General features: G+C 67.7%; 6 protein-coding genes. 4 read left to right on the top strand and 2 right to left on the bottom strand.

Translation table 11 applies throughout. The features are described 5' to 3' along the window. Positions 1 to 16 precede the first annotated feature (16 nt). A complete protein-coding gene (locus QX094_RS06430) occupies positions 17 to 1,369 on the top strand; it encodes an IS1182 family transposase (protein ID WP_316167505.1) in 1,353 nt (450 codons plus the stop codon). Between the two features lie 235 nt (positions 1,370 to 1,604). Here QX094_RS06430 and QX094_RS06425 read toward each other — a convergent pair whose 3' ends face one another. Together QX094_RS06425 and QX094_RS06420 are read right to left on the bottom strand one after the other, a co-directional pair. After that, a complete protein-coding gene (locus tag QX094_RS06425) occupies positions 1,605 to 4,757 on the bottom strand; it encodes an efflux RND transporter permease subunit (protein WP_316187681.1) in 3,153 nt (1,050 codons plus the stop codon). Continuing rightward, entirely contained in the window at positions 4,750 to 5,757 is a 1,008-nt protein-coding gene (locus QX094_RS06420) for an efflux RND transporter periplasmic adaptor subunit (RefSeq protein ID WP_316186065.1), read from the bottom strand. The genes QX094_RS06425 and QX094_RS06420 overlap by 8 nt, the downstream gene beginning before the upstream one ends. A 755-nt stretch (positions 5,758 to 6,512) precedes the next feature. On the opposite strand from QX094_RS06420, the gene QX094_RS06415 reads away from it, so the two are divergent. The 3 genes from QX094_RS06415 to QX094_RS06405 are packed head-to-tail and all read left to right on the top strand — an operon-like array spanning position 6,513 to position 13,942. Further along, complete coding sequence (locus tag QX094_RS06415; protein WP_316186066.1) at positions 6,513 to 11,822, top strand: AAA family ATPase; 5,310 nt, start codon at positions 6,513 to 6,515, stop codon at positions 11,820 to 11,822. A 32-nt stretch (positions 11,823 to 11,854) separates the two neighbouring features. Beyond that, a complete protein-coding gene (locus tag QX094_RS06410) occupies positions 11,855 to 13,324 on the top strand; it encodes a formylglycine-generating enzyme family protein (RefSeq protein WP_316186067.1) in 1,470 nt (489 codons plus the stop codon). A gap of 9 nt (positions 13,325 to 13,333) precedes the next feature. Continuing rightward, the gene (locus QX094_RS06405) at positions 13,334 to 13,942 is read left to right on the top strand and encodes a DUF4399 domain-containing protein (RefSeq protein WP_315716490.1); all 609 of its coding nucleotides are present in this window, start codon (positions 13,334 to 13,336) and stop codon (positions 13,940 to 13,942) included. Positions 13,943 to 14,112: the final 170 nt, after the last annotated feature.

The following is a 14,112-nucleotide window of genomic DNA, read 5'->3' as shown; positions in this document are numbered from 1 at the left end:
GGCAGGACTGAAGGTCATGATGGGGCATCGGCAAGTCGAACAGGCTGCGTTGTTCTATGAGTTCTCGCTGGAAAGGCACATCCCAGCCGACCACCTCGTGCGGTCGATCGATAGGTTCGTCGACCTTGAGGACTTACGGCGGGAGCTGGCGCCGTTCTACAGCAACATCGGGCGGCCCTCGATCGATCCGGAGCTGATGATCAGGATGCTCTTGATCGGCTATTGCTTCGGCATCCGATCGGAACGGCGCCTCTGCGATGAAGTCCATCTCAATCTGGCATACCGCTGGTTTTGCCGGCTGGGTCTAGATGGAGGCGTCCCCGATCACTCGACGTTCTCGAAGAACAGGCACGGCCGCTTCCGTGAGAGCGATCTCTTCCGTCGCGTGTTCGAGACCGTCTTGCGCCGCTGCATCCGGGAGCGCCTGATCGGCGGCGAAGGGTTCGCAGTCGACGCGAGCCTGATCAAGGCGGATGCCAATCGGCAGAAGGGAATCGAAGGCGATAAGAGGCTTCCGCCGGAGGCTGCGGGTCGAGCGATCGACGAGTATCTTGCCGTTCTTGATGATGCCGCGTTCGGTGCCGCGACGGAGGTCACGCCCAAGTTTGTATCGCCCTCCGACCCGGCGGCGCGCTGGACGGGAGCGCACGGCGGCCAAGCCTTCTTCGCCTACTCGACGAACTATCTGGTCGACGTCGAGAATGCGATCATCGTCGATGTCGAAGCGACCACGGCGATCCGCCAGGCAGAAGTATTGGCCGCCAAGCGCATGATTGAGCGTTCAATCGAAAGGTTCGATCTTTATCCAAGCCGGCTTCTCGGCGACAGCGCCTATGGCTCCGCTGAGATGCTCGGGTGGCTGGTCTACGAGCACGGGATCGAGCCGCACGTGACCGTCTTCGACAAGTCGGCCCGCACCGACGGGACCTTCTCGCGTGAGGCCTTCACCTACGACCATACCAGGGACGTCTATCGCTGCCCCGCTGGCAACCCCCTCACCACTACAGGGACGCTGGTGAACAACGACACGACGGTCCTCTACCGTGCGAGCAAGCGCGATTGTCAAGCATGCTCTCTAAGAAGCAGGTGTTGCCCCAACACCCCGGCTCGAAAAGTGCCGCGCTCGATCTACGAGGGCGCTCGCGACATGGCACGCGAGATCGCAAGCTCATGGGAAGGCCGCACTTCACGCCGGCTCCGCAAGAAGATTGAGATGCTGTTCGCGCATCTCAAGCGCATCCTCAAGCTAGATCGGCTGCGACTAAGAGGGCCGAACGGCGCACGCGACGAGTTCACCCTCGCTGCAGCCGCTCAGAACCTTCGTAAGATGGCCAAGCTGATCCCGATGCCCGCGCTGACGCCCGCGTGAACCACAACGCGCCAATTCGTCCTCGAAACAGATGGCGTTCACGACGAAACTACTGCCGACTTTTTCAACGGAATCAGCTGAATGCGGACGCCGGGAATTCGGTCGCGAAGGTCTGCAGTTGACCAGTGGCAAGCTCGTCAACACGGGTCGGAATTTAATCTCCTTCATCCGGCCCGCACGGTGAAGCGTCGAGCAGCCACGTGCGGCGAACGTCGCGGACGTCTCACGCCCAAGATCAGCTCGCCGCGACATTTCCGCGGGCGTGCACGCCGCGCGCAAACCGGCCGAAGCGCAGCGCCAGGGTCGGCAGCACCAGCAGGTTAAGGGCCATCGAGGTCAGGAGTCCGCCCAGGATGACCACGGCCATCGGTCCCTCGATCTCGCGGCCCGGCTCGCCGGCGCCGAGGGCGAGCGGCAGCAGGCCGAGGCCGGTCACCAGCGAGGTCATCAGGATCGGCACCAGGCGGTCGGCGGCGCCGGCGATCGCGGTCTCCAGAGTCCAGGCGCGGCCTTCGACGACGACCAGATGCTCGTAATGCGAGATCATCAGGATCGAGTTGCGCAGCGCGATCCCGAACAGCGTCACGAAGCCCACCATCGAGCCCAGCGACAGCACGCCGCCGGTCAATGCGACGGCGATGACGCCGCCGACGAAGGCGAACGGCAGGTTGATCAGCACCAGCACCAGGTTGCGCCAGTGCCCGGTGACGAAGGACAGCAGCAGCACGATGCCGATCGTCGCCAGCAGCGAGTTCACCAAGAGGTCGCGGCGCGACTTGGCCTGCGCCTCGGCCGCGCCGGTGAACTCGACATGCGCGCCCGGCGGCAGCTTGACCTCCTTGGCGATCTTCCGTTTGGCCGCGGCCACGAAGGATTCGAGGTCGCGCTCGGCCACATTGGCGGTGACGGTCTGAACGCGCTGCCCATTGCGATGAAGCACGACGTAGCGCCCCGCGGTGCCGTAGACGTCCGCGACCTGCTTCAGGAGGATGTAGGCGCCGCTCGGCGTCCGGATCGGCATGTTGCCGATCTCGGTCGGGCGTGCGGTCGCATCGGGATCGAGCTTGACGATGACGTTGAAGACGACGTTGCCTTCATAGGCCTGGCCGACCACGTCGCCCTGATAGGCGGTGCGGATCAATTCCAGCACCTCGACCGCGTCCAGGCCCCAGGATTGCAGATCGGTCGGGCGCAGGGTCACGTTGACCTGCGGCATGCCGGGCGGCGACTGCTGCTGGATGTCGATCGCGCCCCAGACCTCGCCGAGCTCGCGCGCGATGTCGCGCGCCGCACGCTCGAGATCGTCGAGATCGGGGCCGAACACGTTGATGACCACGGCGGCGTTGAAGCCGGACAGCGTTTCCTCGATGCGCTCGGTCAGGTAGGTCTTGATCGACAGGTTGATGCCGGCGAAATTGGCGAGCGCGGCGCGGATGCGCTGCTGCGCCAGTTCCTGCTGTTCGCCGGATAGCCCCGGCTTCAGGTCGACCTCGATCTCGCTCGAATGCGTGCCCGCGGTATCGACGCCGGCTTCGGCGCGGCCGGCATGCTGCGCCACGCTGCGGACCTCCGGCACGCCCTGCAGGGCCTCGGCGATCAGCGTGCCCAGCCGCAGCGATTCGTCGAGTGAGGTCCCCGGCAGCGTCGAGACGTGGAGGATCAGGTGACCTTCCTTCAGGTCGGGCAGGAAGGTGCCGCCGAAGAACGGAACCAGGCTTGCGCCGCCGGCGGTCACCAGCACGGCCGTCAACATGACGGATTTGGGAAACCGGCCGAGCCGCCGCAACAGCGTCTCGTAGGAGCCGCGCGACCAGCGCACCAGTGGCGGCTCGCGTTCCTCGCGCGGCTTCCGGCCGGCCAGCAGCAGCATCGACAGCGCCGGTGTGACCGTCAGCGCGACGACGAGCGAGGCCACCACGGCGAGGATGTAGGCGATGCCGAGCGGACCGAACAGCCGGCCAGCGAGGCCCGGCAGCGCAAGGATCGGCACGAACACCAGCAGCACGGCGAAGGTCGCATAGGCGACCGCGCCGCGCACCTCGAGCATGGCATCGTAGACGACACGCGCTTCGCTGCGCGGCGACGGCAGGCCTCGGTTCTCACGCAGCCGGCGCACCACGTTCTCGACGCCGATCACGGCATCATCGACCACCTCGCCGATCGCGATGGCGAGGCCGCCAAGGGTCATCGTGTCCAGGCTCTGTCCCATCCACTGCAGGGCCAGCACGGCCGAGAGCAGCGACAGCGGGATCGCGGTGCAACTGATGACGGAAGTGCGCCAGTCATAGAGGAACACGAACAGCACGATGATGACCAGGGCGCCGCCGATCAGCAGGGCGAACAGCACGTTCTCCGTTGCCGCATCGATGAAGGTCGCCGGACGGAACAGATCGGCGTGCAGCCTGACCTTCTCGCTGTCGAGCGCCGGGCGCAGCTCCCGCAGCGCGGCCTCGACGCGCGCCGCGACGTTGCGCGTGTTGGCGCCGAATTGCTGGCTGATCATCATCATGATGCCGGGCCGGCCGTTGATCAGCGCGCCCCCGATCGGCGGCTCCGGCGCGTTCACGACCGTCGCGACGTCGCCGAGCACCACGCTGGCGCCGCCCTGGTGCAGCAGGACCGTGCGCGCCAGTTGCTCGGGTGTCAGCGACTGGCCCTGCGTCTGCAGGATGACCCGTTGATTGGCGGTGTCGACGAAGCCGGCGCCGCGCACGCCGGTGGCCTTGCGCGCGGCCGCGAGGACGTCGTTCATGCCGACGCCGAAGCGGACCAGATCGTCGGATCGCACCTGCACCTGCAGCGACCGGATGTCCCGGCCATAGGTCGTGACCTGCGCGACGCCCGCGACGGCCAGCAGCCGCCGGCTCACGGTCCAATCGGCGATGGTGCGCAGATCCATCAGCGAGCGCTGATCGGAGGTCAGCCCGATCGCCAGCACGGTGCCGGCCGCCGGCACCAGCGGCGTCATCGATGGCGCCCGCACGCCCTGTGGCAGGCTGCCGGCGACAACCGCGAGTCGCTCGGTCACCAATTGCCGCGCCCGGAACACCTCGGTGCCGGGCTGGAAGATAACCGAAATGACGGACAGGCCCTGGATCGACGACGACCTCATGCTCTCGACGCCGGCGAGACCGTTGATCGCGATTTCGATCGGCTGCGTGACCAGCACCTCGACCTGTTCCGGACTGAGCCCGGGGGCCTCCGTCTGGATCGAGACCTGCGGCGGCGCGAATTCGGGAAAGACCGCGTAATTGGCGCTGCCTAGCGAGAAGATGCCGTAGCCGAGAATGGTGCAGGCCACCCCCAGCACGATGCCGCGGAAGCGGATGGCAAACGAGATCAGCGCCGCCTGGGGGCCGGCTGCGGCGCCGCGAACGCCGTCAATCATCGTCGCCGCCGCCGCGCAACTCGCTCTTGGCCTCCTCCGACAACAGCACCTGCGCGCCGCGCAGAACGATCTCGGAGCCCGACGGAATGTCCTGCACGACATAGTCGTCGTCGGACACCGGCTGGTCGGTGCGGATCGGGTGGCGCTTGAAGAGCTCGGGACCGGCGCGCAAATAGACCCACGAGCGGCCCTGCCATTGCACGATCGCGGTGTCCTCGACGAAGACGCCGTCGAACGACTTGCCCGAGGGCACGTAGGCGGTGGTGTTCATCCCCGGCAGCAGCCCGCTGTCGCCGGCGGCGACGAAGTAATAGCTCACGCCTTGGATGCGCGGATCGGTTCGCGGCGCAGCCGACAAATAGCTGAGATCGATGTTGGCGCTGCGGGTGGGCGCCTGCGCTAGCGCGCCGCGCGGCGGCCCGGCCAGAGTCACGCCGGGCGGCAGCGTGACCTGCACCAGCAGCTGCTCGCGTTCGATCAATTGCACGACCTGCGGCGAACGCTCGATGATGCCCTTTCCGATGACCGCGCCCCATTCCTGCCGCGCCGTCGCCATCAGGGTCTTCACTTGCGATTCGGCGGCAGCCAGGCTGGCTTGATCGGTCCGGAACGTGCCCTCCGCCGCCTCGGCATCCTTGCGCGGCATCGCCGCCGACTGCACGAGGTCGCGGGCGCGCTCGAATGCGAGTCTTGCGACGTCGAGTTTCGCTTGCGCCGTCTGCAGCTGCGCCTGGGCATTGGCGTAGTTGTTGGTCAGGTCGGTCAACCTGGCGACGTCCAGCACCGTGCCGTAGGCGCGAAACTGTTCGGGATGGGATTCCGCCGCCAGGACGGCGGTCTGGAGTCCGATCTGCTTTTGTTGCGTTGCGGAAAGCTTGACCGTCGCCGGCTCCCGGCCGGCCGCGCCGTCAGACTGCGCCTGCGCGCGCGACGACAGGGAAACCACCGTGAACAGCACGGCACCGCATGCGGCCGCAGCTCTCGTCCGTTGCCTCACCATGCGGTCCCGGCCCCATCGATCGGGGAAACGTCTGGATGACGTTGATGTCTCTACAACAACAGCTACTTCAGCTTCGAGGGTGTTTCAAGCAGCGCTCGCTGCAGGACGGTCGCGTCGGATCCGGCAACTCCCCGGGCTCTGTCCGGCTATCGCTTGCCAGCGCCGTTTCCGTCGGATGCGAGCCCGGTACTTGCGGAGGGGAGCGCGCAGCGCAATGCACGCAGTCGCCAATGCTTGTGGCGCCTGCCTTGCAAGCGAGCCGCATGCGCGGCGGGTTCGTGGCCGAACATGGACCGCAGCCGCGCTGCGGCGTGGAGATCGGGCGTTCGGCATGCGTCGGGATATTTCTTCTTGAGCGTTAGAAGTATTCTTAGACACATTCCAGCGTATTCGTCCGCAACCCAAGCTTGTTGCCGGCCACGCGCGCCGCGCTACACAAAAAGCCCAGACTAACAAACTTGTTAGGCACGATTTTCCTCATCGAATGACCCGGGATTTTTTCCCGATTCCCCGACAGGGGCGAGAATCGTCACATTCATCTACCTGTCGGGTCATTGATGTGACCTCACTTCGCCATACCCCTCCGCAACGAGTCGGGAGTTCCGTCGACGTTGCAGCGAGGCAAGCTTGTCCACTCTGAACCCACCCTTCGATCGCCCGGCGCACCGCGATCACGCGCAGGGCCATCCTTGTCGGTCAGCCTCTCGCCGAGCTCCCGCCGACGTCGCGGCCGACTTCAGAGAAGGATCTGTGCGATGAGCCAGCTGGTGAATGTGCGGCCCAACGAGGCCGGCGCGGGCGATCGCAAGGCGCAGAGCAGTGCAGCCGATCACGGCATGCGGCTGCTTGGTGCTATCGGCGCGGCGGCCCTGGAGCCGCAGTCGCCGACCGACGCCTGGGCGTTCTCGACGAGCGAAGCGCTCGGCACGGGATCGGTGGTCGAGCCGTTGCAGGACGTGCTCGGCAGTCTGACCGAGATCATTCGGGCCGAGGGCTCCCCGGCGGAGCGGCAGCCGGATCATCCATTCGCCGACGATCATGGCTTCGCGCTCGACCAGGAGGAGCTGGCGGGTCTGCCGGGCGTGGTGCTCAATACCTTCGATGTTGACGGCCCGGTGTGGCTCGCCGTCGAGGCGCTTGCTGCGACGCAGCCCCCCGCCATCGACTACGATCTCAAGATCTGGGTCGAGCCGTCGTCCGAGCCCGACCGTCGTCCATCGCCGTACGAGAGCATCGTGGTGACGGTCGATGAGATCGAGAAGAACCGCCTCACCTTCGCCCGCCACGCACGGCCCGAGGATTTTTCGCCCGCCCCGGCGCTGGGCGCCTGGACCGGACGGCTGCGTCTGGAGCAGCGTCCTGACCTCGTGCAGCGGATCGAGCGCTATATCAGCGGGCCATGGACCGCCTGGGCCGACACCGAGCGCATGCGCCGCCGGACCATGGCGATCCATCAGCGGCTGCGCGACATGGCGGCCACGGCCGGCGCCGATCAGGCGATCGAGGTCATGTGGGGCATCGCGCTGTCATCTTGGCGGCAGGGCGGGCGCGAATTCGAGTTGCCGCTGTTCGAGCGCGCGGTCGAGATCGAGATCATTGCGCGTCCGGATGCCGAGGTCAGGGTCCGGCCGCGCTTCGTCGGCGCAACCGTCAATTTGAGGGCGCTCGATGCCGTGGCGCCGGACGTGGCGCTTGCCGTGCGCGACAAGCCGGATCGCCTGGTCGAGGCGCTCGAGCAGCGCGCAGAGCTGTCGCCGTTCACGCCGGTCGGCCTCGATCAGATCCTGAGCGCCGCAGGCGCGCAATCCGGTTACAAGACGTCGCGCAAATTCGCGTCTTCGGACGATGCGCCGGCCATGGAGGCCTCGGAGGCCGCGCTCACGTCGGGACGCTGGGTCATATCCGCGCGGCGGCGGCCGGAGAGCCTCGCCCTGCGCGACATCGACCGTCTCAAGAAGGCGATCGAGCATGCGCCGCAGAGTGAGTGCTGCCTGTCGGGAGCCGTGAGCGCGCTGCTCTCGCAGCCGGATGGACGCGGCCACGCCAATGCGCGCCGGCACCTGTCCGGCATCGTCGGCGGCCCGATCGACCTTGCGCCTGCGCCCAAGCCTGCTGCGGTCGAGCAGGGCGATCTGTTCTTCCCGCTGCCGGCTGTCGCGGAGGATGTCGAGGTCGTACGCGAACTGTCGCGGTCGGATGGCCTGATGGTCCAGTCTGTCGAACGCGACGATCGGATCACGGCGCTCGTCAACGTCGTCTGCCATCACCTCGCGCTCGGCTCGCGCGTCCTCGTCGTGTCCAGGGACGAGGCTGCACTTTCGCTGCTGCATCAGAAGCTGCCGCCGGCCATTCGCGAGCTGACCGTCAGCTCGACCGGCTCCGACAAGGACGTGCTCAGGAAGGCCGAAGCCCTGGCGGGCCGGCTGCAATCGATCCTGGACACGCCAAATCTGCGCGATCAGGTCGGTCAGATCGGCCGGCTCGAACGCGACATCATCTCGAAGCGCACGCAGATCGCATCGCTCGACGACGAGATCGCCGAGATCGTCCGGCGTAACCTGCGGCTCGCCGGCGGCTTGCCGGAGCTGCCGTTCGATTTGTTCAAGGCGCTGGTCGGCGAGCAGGACGCGCATGCCTGGTTCACCGACCGGCCGAAGCACCTGCTCGCAGCCACCGACCCGCTCGTGACGGCGGTCGACAAGGCACGCGAGGCGCGGCTGCGGCTTGCCGCTGATCTCAAGCACATCGATGTCGAGTTGCCGGAGCTCGCGGCGCTTCCCGACACCGCCGCTATCCTGCGTCTGCACGCGGAGCTGCAGCACCAGGCAGGCCTGACGTCGGACGCTGGCCGCGACGAGGATCTCGCGCTCGACGCCATCGCGACCTTCGGGCTCGACGCAACCAACCGCCTGGCGGCCGATCTCGATGCGCTGGTGGCTGGCCATCGCGCCATTGCCGAGGAGACCTGGCTTGCACGGCTGTCGCCGCTCGGCGCCGCAAAGGCTGACGCTCCCGCAGGTCTCGACAAGGTCGTGGGGTGGGCGCGTGATGCGTCGTTCCAGCTGTCGCGGAGTGCCGAATTCGCGAGGCGCCAGGTGCAGGCGCCGGTCGAGGCGTTCACCAGGAAGGACGCGATCCGCGTGGTCGAGCGGCTTGCGGCCGGCGAGAAGCCGTTCGCGCGGTTCTCGCCCTCGCGCCGCGCGCTGAAGGCCGCCGTCGAAGCGATCACGGTGGACGGTGCCTCGCCGTCGAAGCCGGCGGACTGGCAATATGTCGGGCGCTTCCTGCTGTGGCGCCACGACCTGCATGCGTTGCGCGCGCGCTGGACGTCGATCGCAACGCAGATCGGTGCACCCGCGCTTCAATTGGAATCGGCGCGGGCGTTCGATGACCTCGAGCACATCGTCAAGAGCGTCGAGGCCGCCATCGTGACGGCCGCGCTCGCCGTCCGCAGCGTGGCCGATGCCTGCTCCAAGCTGTCGGTGCCGGACGGCGACGTCAGGGCGATGCTGGCCGATGCACAGCGGCTGGCCGCGTTCGGCGCGGCGATTCGGACCGTCATGACGCGCGTATCGGGACCGCTGATCGAACTCGCTCGCCTCGGCGAATTGTTCGCCCGGGCGGGAGAACTCGCTGTCTCCGTTCAGGAGAACGTGCTGTCGCGGGTCGGTGACGCCGAGACGGAGCCGCAGGAGCTCGAAACGCGGTGGACAGGCATTCTCGCGACCATGGAGAAGATCCGCGAGGCCAGCCCGGACTACGAACTCGTCAGGACCGCCTGCCGGATGGTGACTGCAGCGGGCGCGCCGAGTCTGGCACAGCGGCTGCGGTCCGCGCCGGGCGCGGGCGAGGCGAAGGATGCGGCGACGCTCGCGGAATGGGTGGCGGCCTGGAATTGGGCCGTGCTGATGCGGATCGAAAGTCCGGAGGAGCGGCAGCTGCTGCATGACCTCGCGGCTCAGCGCGCGCGGCTGGAGACGCGGTCGCTGGCCCTGTTCGAAGCGGTGATCGGCGCCCGCATGTCGCTGGGCATCGCGCAGAATGCGGGCGTCGCCGTCAGGCAAGCGGTGAGGCGGTTCAGGGACTCGATGCAGAAGATGGCGTCGGCCTGCTCCGGTCCGACCGCACGCCGACTTCGGCTTGCTGCGCGCAGGTCTCTCGACGGCTGGCTCGAGGAGATTCCCTGTCACGTGATGCCGGCCTGGCGTGTCGCCGAGTTGCTGCCGGCCCGGATCGGCACCTTCGATCTTCTGGTCGTCGACCACGCCTCGCGCTCCGATCTGCGCGAACTGACGGCGATGCTGCGGGCCCGCAAGGTTCTGATCAGCGACGAGCGTCACGACGACGGAGCCTTGGTCGAAGCCGGCCGCAACGATCCTGTTGTCAAACGCACCGAGACGAACACGCTGCGCCGCGTTCCACCAGCGCTGCGGCGGCTGCTGATGCCGGGTGCCTCGCTGCGCGATCTCGCCGCGATCCTGTTTCCCGATCGCATGATCGAGCTGCGCGCGCGCCCTGCCGGCGTCGAGGCAGCCTCGGTCACAGCTTCGCTGCTGCCCGCCGATACGTCCAGACCGGCCGATGCACCAGCCGCCGAGCTGCCGCGGCCGGCCCGCGCGGCAGCGCCCGCGCCGAAGCAGCGGCCGCAGCCACGGCAGGTCTTCACGACGCACTCGCTCGAAGAGGAGATCGCCACCGTCGCGAAATATCTGTCGATGGCTCGCCGCTCGGGGACGGACATCGTCACGGCTGCCGCCGGCGCGCCCGCGATAGCGCAGCGTGCCGAGAGCCGCGTGGCTGCGCCCAAGCCCGCGCCGGAGATTCGCGTGCTGCGCCGGCGTCCGCCGCGCCAGCCGGCCGCGGACATCGTGGCGCCGGTTGTGACTGCGGCTCCGCCTGAGCTGCCGACCGTCGCGCAGCCGGCCACGGTCGAGCCGACCCAGCCGAGCGCGGCCGCCGTCACTGAAGCGCCGGTCATCGTCGCCGATCGGGCTGCGGTGCCGCAGCGCCCTGCCGAAAAAAAGGTGGTCACAGCGGAGATCGAGGCGGAGTCCACGGGCGCCGCGCCGGCAGAGCCCGTGAAGCCTGCCGTCGTTGCGACACCCGCTGCGGCAGCGGCTTCTGCCACCACTGAGCCCGCTGCCGCTGCTGCGGCTACAGCCTCTGCTGCGACTTCTGCAGCGCCGGCGACCGAGATCAAGATTCATCCCTCCCTCGTCGCGATGGCGTTCAAGGCGACGGAGAACGCCGCGGCACCACACCGCCGTCGGCCGAGCCGGCGGGTGATGGCGTTTGCCGCGGCCGGATTGCTGGCAGTCGTCGGTGCGGCGGTGTCCTGGGAGCGCGCGTCGGAATGGATCCAGCTGTCCCTGAGCGGTGCGACGGCAGCGTCGGCTCTGCCGAGCGAACCGGGCGCCCATAAGGTCAGTGCAGAGCGGATCACGCCCGAGGCCAAGCCGGTGGTTGAGGCCAAGCCGGTGGTTGTCGCCGCGGCCGAGGAGCATGCCACGGTCGGCATGAGCGTGCCGGTCAGCACGCCGGCGCAGGCGTTCCTCTATCATGAGGATCCGCAGGATCCGAAGGGCAAGCGTTATCCTGGCAAGGTCACCTGGTCGATCGAGCAGACCAAGGGGCCGCGACTCGATACGGCGCCGGCGATCAAGGGTGAGATCGAGATCGAGAACGGCACCAAGGCCACGATCTCGCTGCGGCGGAACGCCGACATGGAGATGCCGGCGAGTCACATCATGGAGCTCAAGTTCGACTGGCCGGATCAGTCGGTCAGCGGCCTGACCAGCCTGAGGGGCATCGGCCTCAAGGGCGAGGAGGCCGAGCGCGGGACGGCGCTGGTGACCCAGACCGCCCGGGTGACACCGAAATACTTCATGGTCGCGCTGTCGGCCAACGAGGTCGATACCAAGCGCAACCTGATGCTTCTCAAGGGCAAGCAGTGGTTCGACATTCCGATCGTCTACGAGGGCGGCAACCGGGCGCTGCTGTCGATCGAGAAGGGATCCGACGGCGACCGCGTGTTCAAGGACGTGTTCGCCAGCTGGGGTCAGTGACGGGGTTGGCGGGCATCACGAGCGAGGACAGCATGAGCGAGAGTTCAGCGTTGCAATGGCTGCGGGCTCCCAAGCTCGCCGAGGATGCGCTGCCGGAGGATTCCCGCGCGGTGGCCTGCCGGCGCTGCGGCCGCACGGTGCAGGTCTCGCTCAGCCCGATGCGTCCGCCGAGCTTCCTGCGCGTCGAGGATCAGGTCGAGTGTCCCGAGGTGCAGGAGCGCTGGACCGGCAAGAGCGAAGGCGGGCTGTTGCTGATGATGTGCGGCGCGCTCGAGCAGTCGCTCGATGCCGAATGGGAGATCGCAGAGCCGGAGAGTGCGGCTCGACGAGAACCTGCACCAGTCTCTCCGGTGCGCCCGTCACCCGCGCCGGCGGCGTCCCTTCCAGACAGATGGGACGACGGCAGCGACGGTGATCAGGAGGAGGCGGGTGAGGGCGGCCGGCTGAAGGCCGTGTTCGCACCGGCGGCAGGTGCGCGCAAGAAGCTGATCCGCGGAGCGCTCGGCGTCGTGGTCCTCGGCATCGTCTTCCTCGGCGGCGTGCTGTTGCCGCTACGCGAGATCAGGCTGCTGATTCAGGCGCCGCCTGGGTCGGCCGGATCGTCGAGCTCGCAGCAGGAGGCGCAGTCCGCCGCGCCGCTGCCTCCGCCGCGCCGGATCCTGCTGGAAGCCGCCGGCGCGCGCCAGGACGCCGCGCGATCGCCGTCCAGCGCCTTCATCGCGCCGCGCCAGGATGCTCCGGCACTCGAGGCGACGCTGGCGCGATCATCCGACGCGGCAGCCATTCCGCGGCCCGCGCCGGCGCCGGAAGCCGGGCCGAAGCTACGCTTGCCTGAGCTGGTTGCGATCGCCGGTGGCAGTTTTGCGATGGGCGGCGACGACGAGTCCGAGCAGCCGGCGCATCAGGTCAGCGTGCGACCGTTCTCGCTCGGCAAGCATCCCGTGACGATCGGCGAGTGGAAGCAGTGTGTCGCCGCGGCAAGCTGCGCCGACATCGCGGCCGGTGCGGATGATCGTCCGGTCACCAACCTGAGCTACGACGACACGCAGGCCTATCTCGCCTGGCTGTCGAAGGCGACCGGCAAGTCGTTCCGGCTGCCGACCGAGGCCGAGTGGGAATATGCCGCGCGCGGCGGCCAGCGCACCCGCTATTGGTGGGGCGATCGCATGCGCCCCGGCATGGCCAGTTGCAAGGGCTGCAACGGCACGGGCGACGCCGAGACCGACCAGCCGCCGAAGATCGGCAGCGTCCAGGCCAATCCTTACGGCCTGTTCGACATGGGCGGCGGCGTCGGCCAGTGGGTCGCCGACAGCTGGCACAAGAACTACAAGGGCGCGCCGGCGGATGGATCGGCCTGGCTCGAGGAAGGTAGCTATGCCCGTGTCATCCGCTCGGGATCGTGGAAGAACGGCGCCGCCGATGCGCGGGCCGGCAGCCGCGACCGCTATGACGGCCGCATCCGGCATCCGACCCTGGGTTTCCGCATCGCGCTCTCACCATAGGGGATTTGCATGCTGCCGAGGTCTGCGCGACTCTGCCTCATCCTGACCGCATCGCTCGTGCTCGCGCCGTCATTGGCGCCGGCCAAGGGGACGAAGGCTGCGAAGGATGCCCGCGTCTATTTCATCTCTCCTGCGGACGGGGAGACGGTGACCGGGCCCTTCATCGCTCGCTTCGGACTGCGCAACATGGGCGTTACCCATGCGGGCGACGATTTCGCCGGCAGTGGCCATCATCATCTTCTGGTCGACGTCGACGAGACGATGCAGGCCGGCGAGGAGATTCCGCGCGACAAGAAACACGTTCATTACGCAGCGGGGGAGACGGAGGCGCGGATCGAATTGTCGCCCGGCAAGCACACGCTGCAGCTCGTGCTGGGCGACACCAGGCATCTCAACTTCGATCCGCCCGTGATCTCCGAGAAGATCATGATCACGGTGAGCAAGCCGAACGGAGGCGAGCAGGAGGCGCGCGCGACGCGCAGCGTCACCGTCCGAAGCCGACCGCAGATCCGATCCGTACCAACCGAGCCGCCGGCCCAGCCCGAGCCGTCGCCGGAGATGACGAAGTCGCCCGAGAGCTCCGACTTCATCAGCCGCGTCTTCTCCGGAACGAAGTGACGAGCCTTCCATTCCCGACGGCCGGGCGCGTGATGCGCGTCGCCTTGCGCGCGACCGTGGGACGCAAGCTCGCTCGCTCCTCGAGGATCCATCGCTGAGGGCGGCGCTTGTCGCGCGATGGCGGCAAGGACGATCCATCATCATCCTGCCCCTGCCGCAGCGATGGAATG

Source organism: Bradyrhizobium sp. SZCCHNS1050 (assembly GCF_032484785.1).
Lineage (GTDB): Bacteria > Pseudomonadota > Alphaproteobacteria > Rhizobiales > Xanthobacteraceae > Bradyrhizobium.
Note: the sequence above shows the minus strand (reverse complement) of the source record. Positions and strands in the feature narration are given on the sequence as shown.

What these genes read in the sequence shown, in the direction of transcription:
- QX094_RS06430 (WP_316167505.1), top strand. Translation starts at nt 17, where the DNA reads ATGATGGGGCATCGGCAAGTCGAACAGGCTGCGTTGTTCTATGAGTTC.
- QX094_RS06425 (WP_316187681.1), bottom strand. Translation starts at nt 4,757, where the DNA reads ATGATTGACGGCGTTCGCGGCGCCGCAGCCGGCCCCCAGGCGGCGCTG.
- QX094_RS06420 (WP_316186065.1), bottom strand. Translation starts at nt 5,757, where the DNA reads ATGGTGAGGCAACGGACGAGAGCTGCGGCCGCATGCGGTGCCGTGCTG.
- QX094_RS06415 (WP_316186066.1), top strand. Translation starts at nt 6,513, where the DNA reads ATGAGCCAGCTGGTGAATGTGCGGCCCAACGAGGCCGGCGCGGGCGAT.
- QX094_RS06410 (WP_316186067.1), top strand. Translation starts at nt 11,855, where the DNA reads ATGAGCGAGAGTTCAGCGTTGCAATGGCTGCGGGCTCCCAAGCTCGCC.
- QX094_RS06405 (WP_315716490.1), top strand. Translation starts at nt 13,334, where the DNA reads ATGCTGCCGAGGTCTGCGCGACTCTGCCTCATCCTGACCGCATCGCTC.